Origin of the sequence: Bacillus sp. B1-WWTP-T-0.5-Post-4, assembly GCF_009183795.1 — a bacterium.
In the GTDB taxonomy this organism is placed as follows: Bacteria; Bacillota; Bacilli; order Bacillales; family Bacillaceae_G; genus Bacillus_A; species Bacillus_A cereus.
This window is the reverse complement of the sequence record NZ_WEIJ01000005.1, coordinates 249,121-267,233: the sequence shown is the minus strand read 5'-3', so window position 1 is coordinate 267,233 and position 18,113 is coordinate 249,121. Positions and strand designations below refer to the sequence as shown.

Sequence of the window (18,113 nt, the reverse complement as noted above, 5' to 3'; positions counted from 1 at the left end):
TCTCTTTATAAAAGAATTGTTATAGGTTCTTCTAAATAATGTTTAATTGTGCGTAAAAATGCAGCTGCTGGTGCACCGTCTAGTACACGATGATCGAATGTTAAACTTAAAGGTAACATACTACCTTTTTTTAATTTTTTCCCTTTATATACAGGAACATGTTCAATTGCGCCAATACCTAAAATGCCAGTCTCAGGTGTATTTAATACAGGTGTGAAATATTCAATACCAAAGCTACCTAAATTACTAATTGTAAATGTCGTTCCGTGCATATCATCACTACTTAAGCTACCTGCTCGCGCCTTTTGTGCCACATTCTTAATCTCTTTAGACAATTCTACTAAAGATAAATTATTTGCAAAGCGAATAGCTGGAACGATTAACCCTTTTTCTAATGCGACTGCCATGCCTAAATGCACATGTTCAAATTGATGAATTGCATCATCTATATAAGCGCCGTTCATTTCTTTATGCTCTCCAAGTGCTAATACAGCAGCACGCGAGACGAAATCCGTAATGGTTAATTTATTATCATATCTTTTTTGTACAACTTTCGCTATTTCTTTATGTAAAGCAACTAAATCTGTTACATCTACTTTCATCGTTAACGTTAATTGTGCGCTATTTTGTAAGCTTGCGTGCATACGATTTGCGATCGCTTTACGCATACCAGTAACAGGAATCACGTTACTTTCTTCTTGTTCAGATATTTCCGGAACGATTCCTCTTACCTCAAGTGCTTTTAATACATCTGCCTTTGTAATCCTTCCGCCAGGACCTGTACCAACTAATACCTTGATATCCAAATTTTCAGACTTCGCAATTTTCTTCGCTACAGGTGAAATTTTAATTCTTTGCTTGGCTACTTCTTTCCCATTTGGTTCTTGATTTTGTACATTTTGTACTTCTATATTAAATGTTTTTTCTTCTACCACATGTGTACTTTCCTGCATTTCTACTTTTTCATTCGGTTTACCGATGTAGCAAATTACAGTACCAGGCGGCACCCCTTCATCTTCACTTACAGCTATATCAAGCACCGTACCATCAGCTGGCGCTTCAATTTCCGTTTCAATTTTTTCTGAATTAATACTAGCAATTAGTTCTCCTTTTGCTACATTATCGCCTGCTTTAATATTCCAGCTCGTAATAATACCTTCTTTCATCGCCATACCTAACTTCGGCATTACAACTTCTACAGCCATGTTTCTCTCTCCCTTCTCATCGTTTTATTACACATGTAATAAAGATTGGTCTCCAATCATTTCTGATACAGTTTCAATTACTTTTTCTGGCGTTGGCAAATACAACTTTTCAAGTGGCGGTGAGAACGGAACAGGTGTGTGTGGTGCTGTAATTCGTTTAATAGGTGCATCTAACAAATCAAAACCTTTATCCGCTACAATTGCCGCAATATCTGTTGCCATACTACATCTAGGATTCGCTTCATCAATGACGATAAGACGATTTGTTTTTTCAACAGATGATAAAATCGTATCCTCATCAAGCGGTGATAAAGATCGTGGATCAATTACTTCTACTTCAAGCCCCTTTTTCGATAATTGCTTTGCAGCTGCAAGCGCTGTATGAACTTGCTTTCCGATTGCGACAATTGTTACATCAGAACCTTCCCGTTTAATATCTGCTTTTCCTAATGGAATTGTATAGTATCCTTCTGGCACTTCACCTTTCATATTGTAAAGTGTTTTATCCTCAAAGAAGATTACTGGATCATCATCTTCAATTGCTGCTAATAATAAGCCTTTTGCATCATACGGCGTGGAAGGAACAACAACTTTAATACCTGGTATGCTCGTAAATAATGCGTACAAACTTTGTGAATGCTGAGCTGCTGCACTAAAACCAGCGCCATGCATCGTACGTACTGTAACAGGTACTTTTGCTTTACCTCCAAACATATAACGGAATTTCGCACCTTGGTTTAATACTTGGTCAAGACAACTACCGATAAAATCATTAAACATTAACTCAGCTATCGGACGTAACCCAGTTGCAGCAGCTGCCATCGCGGCTCCCATATAACCCGCTTCAGAAATTGGTGTATCCAATATACGATTTCGGCCAAACTCTTGTACAAGTCCTTTCGTAACACCAAGAACACCGCCCCATGCTTCATCATCTTGCAAATGATCAACTTGTGCACCGCCTGCAACATCTTCACCTATTAAAATTACATTTTCATCACGACGCATTGAGATTTTCATCGCTTCATTAATTGCAGTTGACATACTTACTGTTCTAGTCATAATTTTTCACCCTCCTCTTATTTGTAAGAAACGTATACATCTTTTAATAATTCTTCATCGTCTGGGTATGGACTATTTTCACTAAATTCAATGGATCTTTGTACTGCATCATCTACTGCTTTTTCCATATCAACAAGTTCAGATTCCGTTAATAAACCTTCATGAATTAAATGCTTACGGAAATTCACAATTGCATCTTTTTCATTTAAATGTTCTTCTTTTTCTTCTGATGTTTTATATGTTTGCGCTTCACCTTCGAAATGACCATAATTACGATATGTCATACATTCAATAATTGTTGGACCATCCCCATTACGCGCACGTTCCACTGCTTCTGCAGCAGCTTTATATACAGCTAGAAGATCTTTTCCATCTACTTGAACACCTGGAATATTATAAGCTTTTGCGCGATCAGCGATAGAATCACAACTTGAAGCATATTCAAATGTAGTTGCTTCACCGTAACCGTTATTTTCTGCAATAAAAATAACTGGTAACTTCCAAATCGCCGCTAAATTAACCCCTTCATGGAATGTTCCTTCATTATTTGCTCCGTCACCGAAGAAGCAAACACTTACATCTTTTGTTCCTTTATATTTAGCTGTTAATGCTGAACCGCAAGCAAGTGGGAAACCCCCGCCTACAATGCCATTCGCACCAAGCATTCCTTTATCTAAATCGGCAATATGCATGGAACCGCCTTTACCTTTACATAATCCTGTCGCTTTCCCGAAAAGTTCAGCCATCATACCATTTAAATCACAACCTTTTGCGATACAATGTCCATGACCTCTATGTGTACTTGTAATACTGTCACTATCCGTTAAGTGGGCACATACACCAACTGCTACTGCTTCTTCACCTGCGTATAAATGAACGAAACCAGGCAAAACGCCTTGCGCGAACAATTCATGCACCTTATCTTCAAACTTACGAATCTCTAACATTTTTTCGTACATCCAACGAGCTTGTTCTTTCGTAATTTCATTCCCTTTACTTTCAGTTGTTTTTAACATGTCCAGCCCTCCTATTTTCTTGTTCGTCTTTTATATTGCAAGTACCGTGCCAAATTCTAATCCTTGCTTTAATAGGTTTTCGCTTTTCTTTCATAATAAAAAGTGGACAAAATGAGACATTTGTCTCGTTTTGTCCACTTTTGTTCACCTAATTTGAGAACTATTATCTTATTCATTATCAAAGCTCTGCTGTAATTTTCGGATGTAAATAATTTGCCCAATATGATATGCATTATGAGTTGTTACATTCGCTAACACTTCCCACCATTTTGCAGAAACGGGAAATCCCGCTACATCACTTTCAACCTTTTCTTCATTTATGAGAGTTTGCCATTGTAACAGTTTTTCTAGTAGCTTTTCCCGTAATTCATCGAAAGTTTGATTATCTGAAAGCATAAAACTTTTATTATTATCTCCTATAGCGGGTACTGCATTAACATGTGATTCTTTATACCTAGTTTGCCACGTAGAGTTCCAATACAGTAAATGTTGTACGATTTCGGCTATACTATTACACTCTTCATTCGGTTTCCAGAAAGCTTCCCTCTCAGATAAATCCTTAACTGCATCTGAAAATGGCATATACCAACTGGGATCATTCGCATTTGCTAATAACTGATCTGCTAATACATCTTTCACATGGACCATTTTTCTTCCCTCATTTCATTATCATATTAATATACACTACTCTATATACGCTCATTCCCTATAATCCCCTTTTTTACATACAAATTGATTTCATACTGAATGTAAGAATAATAGATTTTCTTATCATAACTCGTTATGATAAAAGAAAAAGAAAGCTGGCAGAAAATGAATAAAAAAATCGCAATAATTACAGGAGCCTCAAGTGGATTTGGACTATTAACTACACTCGAACTCGCAAAAAAAGATTATTTAGTTATCGCTACAATGCGAAACCTTGAAAAACAAGTGCGCTTACTATCTCAAGTTACTCAACTTAACTTACAGCAAAATATAAAAGTTCAACAATTAGATGTAACCGATCAAAACTCTATACATAACTTCCAATTATTTTTAAAAGAAATACAAAAAGTAGACCTTCTTGTTAATAATGCAGGATATGCAAATGGTGGCTTTGTAGAAGAAATTCCAGTAGAGGAATACCGTAAACAATTTGAAACGAACCTATTTGGAGCTATATCAATTACCCAGCTTGTCTTACCGTATATGAGAAAACAAAGAAGTGGAAAAATCATTAATATAAGCAGCATTAGCGGCCAAATTGGATTCCCTGGTTTATCTCCTTATGTATCTTCAAAATATGCATTAGAAGGCTGGAGTGAATCGCTTCGCTTAGAAGTAAAACCTTTCGGAATAGATGTTGCTTTAATTGAACCAGGTTCTTATAACACAAACATATGGGAGGTTGGGAAACAACTAGCTGAAAATCAATCTGATACAACATCTCCTTACAAAGAGTATATGGATAAAATACAAAAACATATTAATAGCGGCAGTGATACATTTGGTAATCCGATAGATGTTGCTAATAAAATTGTAGAAATTGCTGAATCTAAGCGTACAAATTTACGATATCCAATCGGTAAAGGTGTGAAATTTATGATCTTCGCGAAGAAGATTCTTCCTTGGAAATTGTGGGAATACCTTGTTTTGAGAAGCTTTAAGAAGATGTAATAAACTTTTTGAAAACTATTTTGAAAGGGATGCTAATTAAATGTTAGGTTTACCGTATGGGAAAGTGTTTTTAGTGCCGTGGACTGAAGAATGGGAAATTGAGTTTATGAAAGAGAAACAACTCATTGAGGAACAAATTGGCGAACATATTTTAGCGATACACCATATTGGTAGTACTTCTATTCCATATTTAAGTGCAAAGCCCATTATTGATATAGCAATTGAATTAGAAAATTATACGGACGGTATACATTGTATTAAAAAGTTAGAACTACTAAACTATAAATATAGAAAAGAAGTATTACCCGAAAGATACTATTTTAATAAAGGTGAACCAAGAACTCATCAAATTCATATGTATGAACAAGGGAATACATATTTAATAGAACAATTACAATTTCGTGATTACTTAATAGACAATAAAACTGCACGCATGCAGTATGAACAGTTAAAGATTCAACTTTCACAAGCTAATCCTACTGATAAACATAAGTATGCAGAGGATAAAACTAATTTCATTACATCTATATTAACTAAAATAAATGCTTAAATAAACAAGAAACCATTTAGTAGTAAATGGTTTCTTGTTTATTAGTTATTTCATTATTTGTACTATCAAATTTTTATTATACAACAGGTGGAAAGAAGTAAAATAGTATCGAAGTCATAAAAATAAACGTGAATACCCCAATTACCGAAAATATATATTCTTTCGACTCTCTATCATACTTCCATTCCATCAATGCTCTTAAGATTAACGTCCCACCTAAATAAGTAAAAATGACATAAGCAATATTAATACTTTCAAATTTAAAGATAAATATAAAGCTAGTTATTAAATAAATAAAAAGTAGTCCTATTTCCAATTTTTTATGTAAACTATTTACATGTTTCTTATATCCCCAAAAACCACCCTTGGGCATATTCAATTTTTTTCTTAAAAACTTATCGAGAAAATAGATAGCTATACAAAAAACAATAGTTATAATCCAAAAAGTAGAAGCTCCCATTTTCACCCCTCCTATTATTTCATTTAATTACTTGAAATAAATTGGACTATATTACGGTTATCCCCTTCTAAATAACTTATGATGCCTTGAGGATATGTCGGCTTCTCCTGTAATTCCTCTAGACTTTTCCAAATTAATATAATATCCTCATGCTCTTTATGCCTTATTTCATTTGTAATGATTTTTTCAACAGTCCCCCAATGTATCAATGTACAATGATGACCTTTTTCGTTATCCCACTCAAAAATGTGTTCATTTACAATTGCTAACTCTTGAACATCAACTTTCAAATCGTACTCTTCTATTAACTCTCGAATTATTGCTTCTTTTGACGTTTCACCAAATTCAATAGAGCCACCTGGAAAACGATAAAATGATTCATTTTCATCGCATTGTACAAGTACTTTAGAATGATCTTCATTTAAAATCATTGCTTCAGCACGTAATTTAGGATTTTTCATTTTGTCTCCCCATTCATTCCACATATAATTAAATCCACTAGGTATAAAAGAAAAGATTAAGCATAATTCCTGTTATTACTAATAGCGGAACCGCTCCTAAAGAAATGACATATTCCCTCGATTCTTTATCAAATTTCCACTCCATAAATGATTGAAGGCAGTATAAAGTTATTAAAAATAAAATGGGTAAATTACTAATATAAACGGGATTTAAAGTAGCACATATCATCGTAACAATTATATAAGAAATAATAAGAGCCCTAGTGCCCCATTTATGAAAGTTGTTTACATATTTACTATTCCAGTCTGTTTGTTTCGGTATATTTAGTTTTTTCCTCACTACTTTTTCAAAAACAACTAAGGATATAATCCATACTATTAATAAAATTCCTTTAACCCAAAACAGTGATGTTTCCTCCTTTACCTTTTCTCCGGCTGATCACTCGGATACGTAGCATTCCTTTTATTTTCTACGTCCCAACTAATAATTGTCGCACTATCACGTCCCAACTGATGATGCACGTGTTCTAAAACATTGTGAATATTTTCTTTAAGTGTTTTATCATTTCTATTCATAGCATTATACAAATTTACAGGTGTTTCATATCGGCGTTCCCCGCATTCTAATACACCATCTGTCACCATTACAATTCGGTTCTTTCCAGTACGTAATTCACGAATACCTGATGAATAGCAAGGCACAGGTAAATCAAATGTGTTTACATTTCCAATCCATTCGTAAAAATGACGTTGATTTAATGCATATTGTCCTAACTTATGTAACTCTTCATGAAATACATACACTAAACAATCACCGATAGAAAGCCACCATATATAATTTTCTTTCCTTACACATAGTAAGCAAGCTGTTTCACCTTTAATTTTTTTGCACTTTTCCTTAAATGAAGATGACTGAAAAATTGTCAGTATATGATTTTCAATAGATTGAAACACTGTATTAATTGATTCATTCAAAATTACTTTTATATTTTCATATTCTTTTTCGATTGTATTTACTACTAAATCAACACTTTCTGCACTATTATGTCCATCTAATATAGCTGCAAATTCCCAATCACCATTTGACCAAACTAACGCACCATCTTCGTTCTTTTTTGCTCCGGCACTAATATTCCCACCATATGCACCGAGCACGATATCACCATATTGCTTTACCGAAATTTCGTCTAAACACATTTCTCTACTTCCAACCCATGAATGTTGTCTATTATTTGTTGTATGCATATTCACTCACCATATACTCTCGTATTCTTTCGCATAGTTTTTTGATTTTCGCTGCTTCACCATATGGTGCGCCGGTCCATTTCGCTATCTCGGTTGGTGACCAAAACTCTTTTGGTGTATTTGCATAACGCGGTATGATATGCATATGTGGTACACCATTCCCTGAAACAAAAGTGTAAATATGCTCTGCACCTTCGCTTTCTTTTAGCGCTTTACTTACTCTACTTGTTATAAGTCCGAACGCTTTCGCTTCTTCATCTGTTAGTTCAGCGAGGCCAGGTACATGCCTTTTTATATCTATCATTACATAACCCAAGTATGTTTCTTCACTATCCCAGTGGACATGTCCAACGTAAAGCAGTTCATCTTCGTAAATAGCTCCACCTGGAACTATAATATTTCCTTTATGCTTTTCACAAATAAAACAGTTTAGTTTTACTTGATCGTTCGTTGACATATTCATCACCATCCTTTTCATATATAATATCATAAAAAAAGGAAAAACAGGATTTATATTCCGAAGATTCACTCTTTTGATACAGCAATTTTTGAAATGAATTTAAACCTCATTATTTCTTCAAAAACGCAATCCCAATTACGATCCCAATCACAATTCCGATTACTAAATTATTTGTAAAATAACCTTGGAATACACCGATTACAACTCCTATACCAATACCTATTGCCAAAGCATCATTTCTTTTTTTATTTTTAGCCAAAATTGCATCTCCTCCCATCATTTCTCGCTAAACAACATACACTTACTTGAATGTATTAATATATTCACTATCTCACTTGAACATTTCAAAAAAATGTACTTTAACTTCACATATAATATTTTCCATTTTCTGTACATACTCCTTTTATATTGAAAAATTTTCAAGTAACTATTAATTATACATAGGCATTTACTATAAGAAAGCTTCGTAATTTATTGAAGGAGGAACAATTCAAATGTATCCTCATTGGAATCCAAATATAAATCAACAGTATGTTTATTCCCCCCATCCCGCAAGGAATACATTGCATCATGATTCACAATATATGATGCATCATATCGCAAGTCTTGAAAGTCAATTAACTAAATTAATCTCATTAATCGAGGAAAATAATCAATTCATCAAATCAATGGAACAACAACAAAACCAAGTTTGTGCACCAGCTGGAGGTTCTGTTATCGTTCATATGTAATCTAGATACAATAAAAAACACACTTTGTATTATAAAAGTGTGTTTTTTGGTCATTATTTTCTTTTCGTATGGAACCCTTGTGTAATTCGATCTAATATAATTGCGATTACTACGATAGCTAATCCAGCTTCAAATCCCATTCCGATATTAACTTGTGTTACAGAGCGATATACATCAACTCCAAGCCCTGGAGCTCCTACAAGTGATGCTGTTACAACCATCGATAACGAAAGCATAATGCTTTGGTTCACACCAGCCATAATCGTTCCGGTTGCAAGTGGTAATTGTACTTTAAATAGTTTTTGTGATGCTGTGGATCCAAACGCATTCGCTGCTTCAATTAAATCTTCTGGAACTTGTCTAATTCCTAAGTCAGTAAAACGAATTGTCGGTGGCATTGCAAAGATTACCGATGCAATAATTCCAGGTACTACACCAACTCCGAAAAATGTAATCGCTGGAATGAGGTATACGAATGCCGGCATTGTTTGCATAAAATCTAATGTTGGCTTTAAAAATTTTGAGAAACGCTCATTTTGAGATGCTAATATACCAATTGGAATTCCGACAATAATTGAAATAATAACAGACGTAAGTACGAGTGCTAATGTTTGCATCGTTTGTGCCCAGTAGTTAATATTCAAAATGAATAATAATCCAATAAGCGTAAAAATGACTAAAGATAATTTCCTCGTTGTGTACCAAATGAAGAAACACAAGATAATAATCATCAATATGGCAGGTATTATTGTTAAAAAATTAGTGAGTAAATCAACGAATCCACCAATAATATAAGAGAATCCTCGGAATAAGCCTTCAAAGTGCTCATATAAACTTGCAACAAATGAGTCGACCCATTCCCCTAATGGAATACGTGGTATACTATTCATCGTCTTTCACCTCTTCCTCAATGTTTCCTGCAAGAGCTTGAATGACACTTTCACGTTTAATAATTCCTCTTAGCCTTTTCTTCTCATCGATTACTGGTAACGGATATTTCATCTCTGCCATTTTTGCATATGTCTCTTCCAGTAAAGTATCCAAATACGCATGCGGAATATCATTAAGTAATAAATCAGCAATCGGCCACTGTTTTTGTACTGCTTTACTCGCATCATCCGCAGTTAATATACCTAAAAACTCATACTTTTTGTTTACAACATATACAGTTGAGACGCCTGCATTCCTCATAATTTGAAGGGCCACACGAGGTCCACGATCAATCAATAAAGTTTCTGGTCGTTTTAAAATAGACTCAGCCGTAATTACTTTTCCTAAATTCACGTCCGCAACAAACTTTTCTACAAATTCATTTGCGGGGCTCATCATAATTTCTTCTGGCGTTCCAATTTGGACGATTTCTCCATCTTTCATTAATGCGATACGATCTCCAATTCGAAGCGCTTCATCTAAATCATGCGTAATAAATATAATCGTTTTTTCCATTTTATCTTGTAACTCTAACAATTCATCTTGCATTTCTTTTCGAATAAGTGGATCTAATGCACTAAATGACTCGTCCATTAGTAATACATCTGGATTATTCGTTAGTGCCCTTGCGATTCCAACGCGCTGCTGCATACCACCACTAAGTTGACTTGGATAATTATCTTTATGATGATCGAGTCCTACTAACTGTAGCGATTCTAACGCTTTTTTCTCTCGCTCTTCAACCGGAACTCCTTGTATTTCTAAACCATATGCAACATTTTGTATAACTGTACGATGCGGAAATAGAGCGAATTTCTGAAATACCATACTCATTTTCGTTCTTCTTACTCTCCGTAACTCTTCTTTTCCCATCGTTGCGATGTCTTCACCATCTATGTATATATGACCTGCAGTTGGTTTAATCAATTGATTTAACATACGAACTAGCGTAGATTTCCCGCTACCAGACAAACCCATAATAACGAAAATCTCTCCAGAGTAAACTTCAAACGTTGCTTTTTTCACCCCAACGTTCATTCCTGTCTCTTTTAAAATTTCCGATTTACTTTTTCCTTCTTTTAATAAGGAAAGGGCTCTTTGCGGATGTTTCCCGAATATTTTTGTTACGTTTTCAACACGCACCTTTGTATTATCCATGTCACTACTCCTTTTCTACCCATCTATTCACATAGTGTTGCGATTTTACAAAGAAATATTACATAAAAATGACATTCATAAGATTTCTTTAAAATTCTCGTTTCCGTTCATAATAAGAATGCTTACTTATACATTTATTTTATAAGGCAAACGTTACTTAGGAGGTTTTCGATGCGAAAGAAAATTTGGTTTATATGCCTTGCATTATTTATTACTATGATTTTCACTTCATGTAATGCAACAAATGCAAATTCGAAAGGAAAAATTAAACTTGGTGTAACAAGTTGGAAAGAAAATATTGCAACTGCAAACATGTGGAAAGTTTTATTAGAAGAAAAAGGCTACAAAGTTGAGCTCATGTATTTAGAAAAAGCCGCAATTTGGACTGGTGTCGCTCGTGGCGATGTTGATGCGAATTTAGAAGTATGGCTACCAGTTACAGATAAACCGCTAAACGATCGTTATAAAGATGATATTGTCTTAAAGTCAAAATGGTACGAAGGTACTGGACTAGGTTTAGTCGTCCCTTCTTATATGAAAAACATAAACAGTATCGAAGATTTAAATGCTCATAAAGATGAACTAGATAATAAAATTGTCGGTATCGAACCCGGTAGTAGTCTTATGAATTTAACGAATAAAGCAATGAAAGAATATGATATAAAACTAAAACTTGTCCAATCTTCTGAAGCTGCGATGATGAGTGAACTAAAGAAAGCATATACAAAAAAGAAACCAATCGCTGTTACGCTTTGGAATCCGCATTGGGGTTTTTCAGAATTTGACTTAAAATATTTAAAAGACCCTAAGAAAGTATATGGTGAAAAAGATGACATTTATTACTCCGTTCGTAAAGGTTTCGAAAAAGATCACCCAGATGTTATAAAATACTTTGATAAATGGAAAATGAACGATGAACAGCTCGGTACGTTAATGGTCATGTTAAATAAAACAAAAGATCCTGAAGAGGCTGCGCGAAAATGGATTAAAAAAAATCAAGCATTAGTTGATGAATGGGTAAAGGATTAATAAAAAGGCTAGAGAATTAATATATCCTCTAGCCTTTTTCATCTTATTTTTTCGTAACAACGTCATCTACAATCCCATATGCCTTCGCTTCTTCTGCAGTCATAAAATAATCTCTTTCTGTATCATGTGCTACTCTTTCAATCGGTTGGCCTGTTTTTTCTGCAATCATTTTATTAATATCATGCTTTAACTTTAATATTCTTTTCGCAGTTATTTCAATTTCTGTTGCTTGCCCTTGTGCACCACCAAGCGGCTGATGAATCATAATTTCACTGTTAGGGAGCGCAAACCGTTTTCCTTTTGCTCCTGATAATAATAACAATGCACCGAATGATGCCGCAAAGCCCATGCATAGCGTTTGCACATCTGGTTTAATTAAATTCATCGTATCTAATATTGCAAAACCTGCTGTCGTTGAACCTCCTGGGCTATTGATGTATAAATATATATCTTTTTCTGCATCTTCTGCTTCTAAAAATAATAATTGCGCTACGACACTACTCGCTACTTGATCGTTAATTTCTGAGCCGATAATAATAATGCGGTCTTTTAATAACCTTGAATATATATCATAGGAACGTTCTCCTAATTTTGTTTGTTCTACTACATATGGAATTGTATTCATTTTAAATTCCTCCAATACTTGTTATGCTGCGCAAAGCATACAACTGTAGGAAGAAGGGTTTATCACATTAAATAATAACACTGGCTGTTTAGATGGTAACTTAGTAAAATCTATTGTCGGAAGAAGTTTCGTTAACAATTCTGGTCTTTCCTCACGAATAGATGTTACAACAACTTCAATATCCTCTGTGAATTCGACTATCTCAATCCCTTCTTCACTTACAGTTTTCAGCCTATTTCTACTTCGAAATAAAGAAGCCTTTACTGCACCTTCTGATACAAAACACACTTTAGCAATATCAGCGATACTATATTGAAAAACATCTTTTAATAATAAAATTGCGGATTGCTGTACATTTAATGAAGACAATACTTTCCCTACCATTTCATGCAAATCTGCAATGTTCTCATGTGGTTCTTCAAAAGTGATTTGTTCTCTTATTTTTTCATGAACAGACTTAGACTTCATCTGATCTAACCAACGATTTCTTGCTATTTTATAGACGAGTGTCATACAAATATCTTTATTTCTATATTTTTGAAGCACTTTACACACTGTTTCTTGGGCGAGATCTTCCCCATCCCATTTGTTTTTCGTTAAAAAAGTACAGTATCTTTTTAACTCTCCATATTGTTCAATTAAAAAGTTTATATTTGAATGATTCATATCGATATGGTTCTTTAAAACATGAGTTACTTTTGTGCACAAAATAACCACTCCTTTTCAGCGCTTACTTAATAAACGATTCAACATTTAAAAAAGTTACGGGGATATAAAAAAATAATGTTTATGTTCAATAATTCGCGGTCATAAATATGTTATGTACAATTTTACGTGAGGAGGAACAAATTTGCCAAAATTAACAATTGAAGGTGCGGGAACTTTTGATGTGAAAGAAGGAACAAAGTTAGTATTAGCAATTGAAGATAGCGGTGTCAACATTCTTCATCGTTGCGGCGGGAATGCACGTTGCACAACTTGTAGAGTAGAAATACTAGCAGGTGATTTCTGTGAAGCGAGTGCGAATGAGAAACATGCAATGACGGAAAAAGGAATTGAAGATCATTTACGATTATCTTGTCAAATGCGTGTACATAAAGATATAGTCGTTCGTCCGGTACTTACAGTTGAAAATTCAGGTCTTGATGCTGGGCCACGTCCGGCGGAGTAAAGCGATGAATTTAAAACAGCTCGCTGGCGAATATGCTGCTAACTTTGTAAACGATGGCATGAAAATTGGGCTTGGTACAGGTTCTACTGTATATTGGACAATACAAAAATTAGGTGAGCGTGTAAAAGAAGGATTATCATTTCAAGCTGTACCAACATCAAAGGAAACTGAAGCATTAGCACAGCAACTAAATATCCCCCTAATTTCGTTAAACGACGTACAAAGTCTTGATCTTACAATTGATGGAGCGGATGAAATTGATTCAAATTTACAACTTATAAAAGGCGGTGGCGGTGCATTACTTCGTGAAAAAATCGTTGCCTCTTCCTCTAAAAAACTAATTATCATTGCTGATGAATCGAAACTTGTAACACATTTAGGTACTTTTCCATTACCTATTGAAATCATCCCTTTTTCATGGAAACAAACCGAAAATAAAATTCAGTCTTTAGGATGTCAAACAACATTACGTTTGAAAAACAATGAAACCTATATAACCGATAACAATAACATGATTATCGATTGTATATTCCCTAATCATATTTCTAATCCTGCCCATTTACACACTCAATTAAAAATGATTACTGGTGTAGTTGAAACAGGGTTATTTATAAGTATGACGAGTAAAGTAATTATCGGCGCTAAAAATGGGATAAAGGAATTGTAATAAAAGCTAACTTTTTAAAGTTGGCTTTTTAGTATGTTCTTCTCTTTATAGCGCTTTATTATGATATACTATGAAAACACAAGCTGATTACATTAGAAAGGACTGAACATTTTGCAATCCAAACTTATAACAGAACTTGCTGATTTAGAAACTGCCTTTCATATTCGAAAAGAAGTATTTGTAAAAGAACAAGGTGTCCCTCTTGCAGATGAATTTGATACATTCGATGAAATCGGAGAGCAATGTAAACATATTTTAGTTTATTATCATGAGCTTCCTGTAGGCACAGGGCGTATACGATTTGTTGATGGTGTCGGAAAATTAGAACGTATTTGTATTTTAAAAGATTATCGTACATACGGATTAGGTAAAGTCATCATTCAAACGTTAGAAGAACTTGCTCGTAACAAACAAGTTACAAAAGTAAAACTACACGGTCAAACACAAGCTGAAGGATTTTATACAAAACTAGGTTATCAAACTTCTTCTGATATATTTATGGAAGATGGCATTCCACATATACTTATGACGAAAGTATTATCATAATAAAAAGGTAGTGTATGAATCTTATGTATTCATACACTACCTTTTTTTATTAATAGAAAAGTGAATTCTCAAGATTCCCTTTTGCATCAAAGCCCATCATCTCTTAGTTCATACCTAAGTAAAGCTTACACTGTTTTCCATAATGATAATGCATAAATCCAGTTTGGATCACCATTTCCTTGATAACTCTGGACTGCTTCATATACTTTTCCTTCGTGCAGAACTCTATCTCCCTTTTTATATGCTTTTTTTGCATCCCACGCTTCATATGAAGCGTTTTCAGTTTTTGTAGTAATTGTGAATATATTACTCTGTACGGATTCATTTCCAGCTACATCAACAGCTTTCACTACATATTTATAAGTAGTATTAGCGAGCAGATTTTTATCCAAATAAGAAGTTGTATTGGATGTTGCAATCTTTTTCATTGCCCCTTCTGTTTCTCTATAAATATCATAATGGTCTACACCAATATTATCGTCAGATGGACTCCACATTAAATCCACACTTGACGCTGTCGTTCCCATACTATGTAATCCTTTTGGTTGTGTTGGTGCTTCTGTATCAGGAGTCTCAACTGTCGTTTTTACTGTAAGCGCTGCACTTTCTTTCGATACATTTCCAGCTGCGTCAATTGCTTTTACAGTATAAGAGTATTCTGTACTTGGTTGTAATTTCTTATCAATAAAATGAGTGCCTAGTACTGTATCAATCATCTCTCCGTTACGGAAGATTTGATATCCTTTTACCCCTACATTATCCGTAGAAGCGTTCCATGTTAGTTCTACACTATTCGCTGTTACTTTTTGCGTCTGAAGTCCATTTGGAATACTTGGCGCTTCTATGTCTGGTTTCACATCATTAATAAGATTAACATCAATTACATTATAGAATGCATTTGCTGTATCAGCTACATCCCATACTGCTAAAATCACATGATATCCACTACGATCAGTAGGTACATTGATTTTATGAGTTAAATTATTTGAAGCTGCAGAACCATCATGTTGTACTGTTCCAATTGGTTCAAAATCTGCTCTTGTTAGCGCTTTATTTGGATTCCATCCTTTTTTAGTAATATAGTAATGCCACTTACTCGTTAAGTGAGGCGCAGTATACTTCCAAGTAAATGTATTTTCCCCACCAGTGATTGTATTTTTAAACCAACGATTTGCTGTTTGTTGATCTAAAATACCACCAAATTTTCCGCCTGCTGAAGCAATTTGTCCATCTACTGGACCACCTTGTGGGAACCCTTTTGGAGCTTCTAAACTTTGTGGTTCATACATAACACTTCCACAGTTTACATTTAGCGCACCATAAGTTGGACTACATAAAGCAGATCGGCTACCAGGCTTTTCAACAAAACCGTGCGCATAAGCATTTTGAGGAATAAGTGTCGTACTAATAATTCCAGCTGTTAATGCTACAGCTCCTAAACTTTTTTTGTTCATTTTCATATTTTGTAGTTGTTTTAAAAATCGATTATTCATGTTCATGTCTCCTTCTTGTTATACTTTGTAGTGGAATGTGGGCTTTGATGTAAAAGAATAACAAGAGACAAACTTGTACCGATGTATGTGTTAATTATGCATACACCGCAGTGAAATTATATTTTTCTTGTGAAATATTTCACTTTATGAATATATCATGACATAGAAATTACCTGAGTATGTGCAGAAGTTGTGCAGAAACAGTGAAATTATTACTAACATGTAAAACTAAGTCCTAACATTTTAAAATAAAATTTGAATATATTTATCTATCATCTTTACTTCATAATTGACAATACATTTAACTAGTTAACTTTTATTCTTATACTTATATCTCTCAGTGCCTTAGTTTTAACCATACTAAATATTAAAAATAAGAATTATAAAGTTAAATAAAAAGCATCCTATTTAGATGCTTTTCTAATGTATAATTTCATTTTTTCACTGACCTACAAATATAAAAATTTCATCAACAGCTTCCTTATATCCACCTGATTTTTGGAAAGATTTCTTCAAATTCAAAGCGACTTCTTTAAATGACGGATTATTTAATACCATTTCTACACTTTCACTTAGTTGATCCGCAGTTAATCCTTGCATTTGTAATTTTATTCCTGCTCCAAGACTCTCCACTTGCTTTGCGACTACTGGCTGATCTGCACTTTGCGGTATTACAACGAGCGGAATCCCGTTATACAGTCCTTCATGCGCACTGTTCATCCCGCCGTGTGTAATAAATAGTTTCGTATATGTAAGCAGCTCAGTTTGGGGTACATAGTTTTTCACAATGAAGTTTTTAGGAATTTCGCCTAGATCACTTATTTTTGTTTTACTACCAATAGACATAACAATTGTATGCTCACTATTCTCAAAGGCCTTCATACACAGTTTATAAAAGTCAATCGCTTCATTAAAAACAGTACCTAATGAAATATAAATCGGACTTTTTTCTTCAATTGAAGTAAAATCAACGTCTCTGTTTTTCATTTGTGCAGAGATAGATGGTCCTACAAATTTATATGTTTCATCAAACGTATCACCAAAAGGCTGGAACTCCTTAATTGTATATACAATAGTAAGGGGTGCAGGATTACAGAAAACTTCATACGATGATTTTATTTCAACACCATATTTTTCAGCAATTCCCTTCGTTAAGTTTTGAAAATCATTCTGTATTTTATCATAAATTTCTACTGGGATATTTTTTGATAGATGACCTAACATTTGCTCAAAGGATTTTTCATCCTGCGCAAAAGATGTGCATGAATTTATGGCTGGAAGTTTAAGGATTTGAGCAATTAAATGGCCACAGCCAAACATAGAATCATGAATTATGTAATCAAAATGTTCACCTTCAATTTTTTCTAGAACGCTAGGTATGACAATATCCGCTGTATGTAGAAGGCCATTTATTCTCTCCTGTAAATAATTTCTGCCTCCAGATAGAAACGCTTTTATAAATTTTTGATCATCAATCGTTCGTACAGTAGCACCTGTCTTCTCAATCCGCTCCCTGAAAGCTTCTATTGAAAAATAAACGACCTCTTCACCACGAGAAATCAATTCTTCTACAACTTGTAAAGTTGGATTTATATGTCCTTCTGATCCAGCGTTAATAAATAAAACACGCGCCATAATAAACACT

General features: G+C 34.2%; 23 protein-coding genes. 7 read left to right on the top strand and 16 right to left on the bottom strand.

Features of this window, described 5'->3' with window-relative positions; translation table 11 throughout:
* Window positions 1–5: 5 nt before the first annotated feature.
* The 4 genes from GBN91_RS18025 to GBN91_RS18010 form a co-directional block, all read right to left on the bottom strand.
* Complete coding sequence (locus GBN91_RS18025) at window positions 6–1,205, bottom strand: dihydrolipoamide acetyltransferase family protein (RefSeq protein ID WP_152121906.1); 1,200 nt, start codon at window positions 1,203–1,205, stop codon at window positions 6–8.
* Between the two features lie 27 nt (window positions 1,206–1,232).
* Window positions 1,233–2,267, bottom strand: coding sequence for an acetoin:2,6-dichlorophenolindophenol oxidoreductase subunit beta (acoB, locus tag GBN91_RS18020; protein WP_000198901.1), 1,035 nt, complete (start codon window positions 2,265–2,267; stop codon window positions 1,233–1,235).
* A 17-nt stretch (window positions 2,268–2,284) separates the two neighbouring features.
* Entirely contained in the window at window positions 2,285–3,283 is a 999-nt protein-coding gene (gene acoA / locus GBN91_RS18015) for an acetoin:2,6-dichlorophenolindophenol oxidoreductase subunit alpha (protein WP_000921275.1), read from the bottom strand.
* Between the two features lie 168 nt (window positions 3,284–3,451).
* Window positions 3,452–3,931, bottom strand: coding sequence for a DinB family protein (locus tag GBN91_RS18010; RefSeq protein ID WP_000233791.1), 480 nt, complete (start codon window positions 3,929–3,931; stop codon window positions 3,452–3,454).
* Between the two features lie 165 nt (window positions 3,932–4,096).
* Here GBN91_RS18010 and GBN91_RS18005 point away from each other — a divergent pair, with 165 nt between their 5' ends.
* Together GBN91_RS18005 and GBN91_RS18000 are read left to right on the top strand one after the other, a co-directional pair.
* A complete protein-coding gene (locus GBN91_RS18005) occupies window positions 4,097–4,942 on the top strand; it encodes an oxidoreductase (RefSeq protein WP_226800167.1) in 846 nt (281 codons plus the stop codon).
* A 40-nt stretch (window positions 4,943–4,982) separates the two neighbouring features.
* A complete protein-coding gene (locus GBN91_RS18000) occupies window positions 4,983–5,492 on the top strand; it encodes a GrpB family protein (RefSeq protein ID WP_000901213.1) in 510 nt (169 codons plus the stop codon).
* A gap of 76 nt (window positions 5,493–5,568) precedes the next feature.
* Here the strand turns inward: GBN91_RS18000 and GBN91_RS17995 are convergent, their stop codons facing one another.
* The 6 genes from GBN91_RS17995 to GBN91_RS17970 all read right to left on the bottom strand — a co-directional run bounded on the left by GBN91_RS17995 (window position 5,569) and on the right by GBN91_RS17970 (window position 8,395).
* The gene (locus tag GBN91_RS17995) at window positions 5,569–5,952 is read right to left on the bottom strand and encodes a DUF4181 domain-containing protein (protein WP_000501286.1); all 384 of its coding nucleotides are present in this window, start codon (window positions 5,950–5,952) and stop codon (window positions 5,569–5,571) included.
* Between the two features lie 23 nt (window positions 5,953–5,975).
* Entirely contained in the window at window positions 5,976–6,413 is a 438-nt protein-coding gene (locus tag GBN91_RS17990; protein WP_152121903.1) for an NUDIX domain-containing protein, read from the bottom strand.
* A gap of 37 nt (window positions 6,414–6,450) precedes the next feature.
* Entirely contained in the window at window positions 6,451–6,780 is a 330-nt protein-coding gene (locus GBN91_RS17985; RefSeq protein ID WP_078214853.1) for a DUF4181 domain-containing protein, read from the bottom strand.
* Window positions 6,781–6,833: 53 nt separating this feature from the next.
* The gene (locus GBN91_RS17980; protein ID WP_152121901.1) at window positions 6,834–7,658 is read right to left on the bottom strand and encodes a PP2C family serine/threonine-protein phosphatase; all 825 of its coding nucleotides are present in this window, start codon (window positions 7,656–7,658) and stop codon (window positions 6,834–6,836) included.
* Window positions 7,642–8,127: an HIT family protein gene (locus tag GBN91_RS17975; RefSeq protein ID WP_152121963.1), complete on the bottom strand. Its 486-nt coding sequence runs from the start codon at window positions 8,125–8,127 to the stop codon at window positions 7,642–7,644. The genes GBN91_RS17980 and GBN91_RS17975 overlap by 17 nt, the downstream gene beginning before the upstream one ends.
* 100 nt (window positions 8,128–8,227) lie before the next feature.
* The gene (locus GBN91_RS17970; protein WP_000508397.1) at window positions 8,228–8,395 is read right to left on the bottom strand and encodes a glycine zipper domain-containing protein; all 168 of its coding nucleotides are present in this window, start codon (window positions 8,393–8,395) and stop codon (window positions 8,228–8,230) included.
* Window positions 8,396–8,612: 217 nt separating this feature from the next.
* Between GBN91_RS17970 and GBN91_RS17965 the strand changes: the two genes are divergently transcribed.
* Entirely contained in the window at window positions 8,613–8,849 is a 237-nt protein-coding gene (locus GBN91_RS17965) for a hypothetical protein (RefSeq protein WP_000283219.1), read from the top strand.
* A gap of 53 nt (window positions 8,850–8,902) precedes the next feature.
* Here the strand turns inward: GBN91_RS17965 and GBN91_RS17960 are convergent, their stop codons facing one another.
* Window positions 8,903–9,739 (bottom strand): ABC transporter permease, encoded by an 837-nt coding sequence (locus GBN91_RS17960; protein WP_001084759.1) that lies wholly within the window; start codon window positions 9,737–9,739, stop codon window positions 8,903–8,905.
* A complete protein-coding gene (locus GBN91_RS17955; RefSeq protein WP_152121899.1) occupies window positions 9,732–10,937 on the bottom strand; it encodes a quaternary amine ABC transporter ATP-binding protein in 1,206 nt (401 codons plus the stop codon). Before GBN91_RS17955 ends, GBN91_RS17960 begins: the two co-directional genes overlap by 8 nt.
* Before the next feature lie 171 nt (window positions 10,938–11,108).
* Here GBN91_RS17955 and GBN91_RS17950 point away from each other — a divergent pair, with 171 nt between their 5' ends.
* Complete coding sequence (locus tag GBN91_RS17950; protein WP_001227615.1) at window positions 11,109–11,966, top strand: glycine betaine ABC transporter substrate-binding protein; 858 nt, start codon at window positions 11,109–11,111, stop codon at window positions 11,964–11,966.
* A gap of 43 nt (window positions 11,967–12,009) precedes the next feature.
* On the opposite strand, the gene clpP is transcribed toward GBN91_RS17950, so the two are convergent.
* Together clpP and GBN91_RS17940 are read right to left on the bottom strand one after the other, a co-directional pair.
* On the bottom strand, window positions 12,010–12,591 hold the full coding sequence (clpP, locus tag GBN91_RS17945; protein WP_001092372.1) for an ATP-dependent Clp endopeptidase proteolytic subunit ClpP: 582 nt from the start codon (window positions 12,589–12,591) through the stop codon (window positions 12,010–12,012).
* A 21-nt stretch (window positions 12,592–12,612) separates the two neighbouring features.
* Window positions 12,613–13,299: an RNA polymerase subunit sigma-70 gene (locus GBN91_RS17940; protein WP_152121897.1), complete on the bottom strand. Its 687-nt coding sequence runs from the start codon at window positions 13,297–13,299 to the stop codon at window positions 12,613–12,615.
* 142 nt (window positions 13,300–13,441) lie between these two features.
* Here GBN91_RS17940 and GBN91_RS17935 point away from each other — a divergent pair, with 142 nt between their 5' ends.
* The 3 genes from GBN91_RS17935 to GBN91_RS17925 all read left to right on the top strand — a co-directional run bounded on the left by GBN91_RS17935 (window position 13,442) and on the right by GBN91_RS17925 (window position 14,975).
* A complete protein-coding gene (locus GBN91_RS17935; RefSeq protein ID WP_001125388.1) occupies window positions 13,442–13,762 on the top strand; it encodes a 2Fe-2S iron-sulfur cluster-binding protein in 321 nt (106 codons plus the stop codon).
* Window positions 13,763–13,766: 4 nt separating this feature from the next.
* The gene (rpiA, locus tag GBN91_RS17930; RefSeq protein WP_001049991.1) at window positions 13,767–14,429 is read left to right on the top strand and encodes a ribose 5-phosphate isomerase A; all 663 of its coding nucleotides are present in this window, start codon (window positions 13,767–13,769) and stop codon (window positions 14,427–14,429) included.
* A gap of 111 nt (window positions 14,430–14,540) precedes the next feature.
* Window positions 14,541–14,975 carry a GNAT family N-acetyltransferase gene (locus tag GBN91_RS17925; RefSeq protein ID WP_001190865.1) on the top strand — a complete coding sequence of 145 codons (435 nt, stop codon included), beginning with the start codon at window positions 14,541–14,543 and terminating at the stop codon, window positions 14,973–14,975.
* A gap of 125 nt (window positions 14,976–15,100) precedes the next feature.
* On the opposite strand, the gene GBN91_RS17920 is transcribed toward GBN91_RS17925, so the two are convergent.
* Both GBN91_RS17920 and GBN91_RS17915 read right to left on the bottom strand, forming a co-directional pair.
* Window positions 15,101–16,468, bottom strand: a complete 1,368-nt coding sequence (locus tag GBN91_RS17920; RefSeq protein WP_152121895.1) for a lytic polysaccharide monooxygenase — start codon at window positions 16,466–16,468, stop codon at window positions 15,101–15,103.
* Window positions 16,469–16,909: 441 nt separating this feature from the next.
* Window positions 16,910–18,103 (bottom strand): macrolide family glycosyltransferase, encoded by a 1,194-nt coding sequence (locus GBN91_RS17915; RefSeq protein ID WP_152121893.1) that lies wholly within the window; start codon window positions 18,101–18,103, stop codon window positions 16,910–16,912.
* Window positions 18,104–18,113 lie beyond the last annotated feature (10 nt).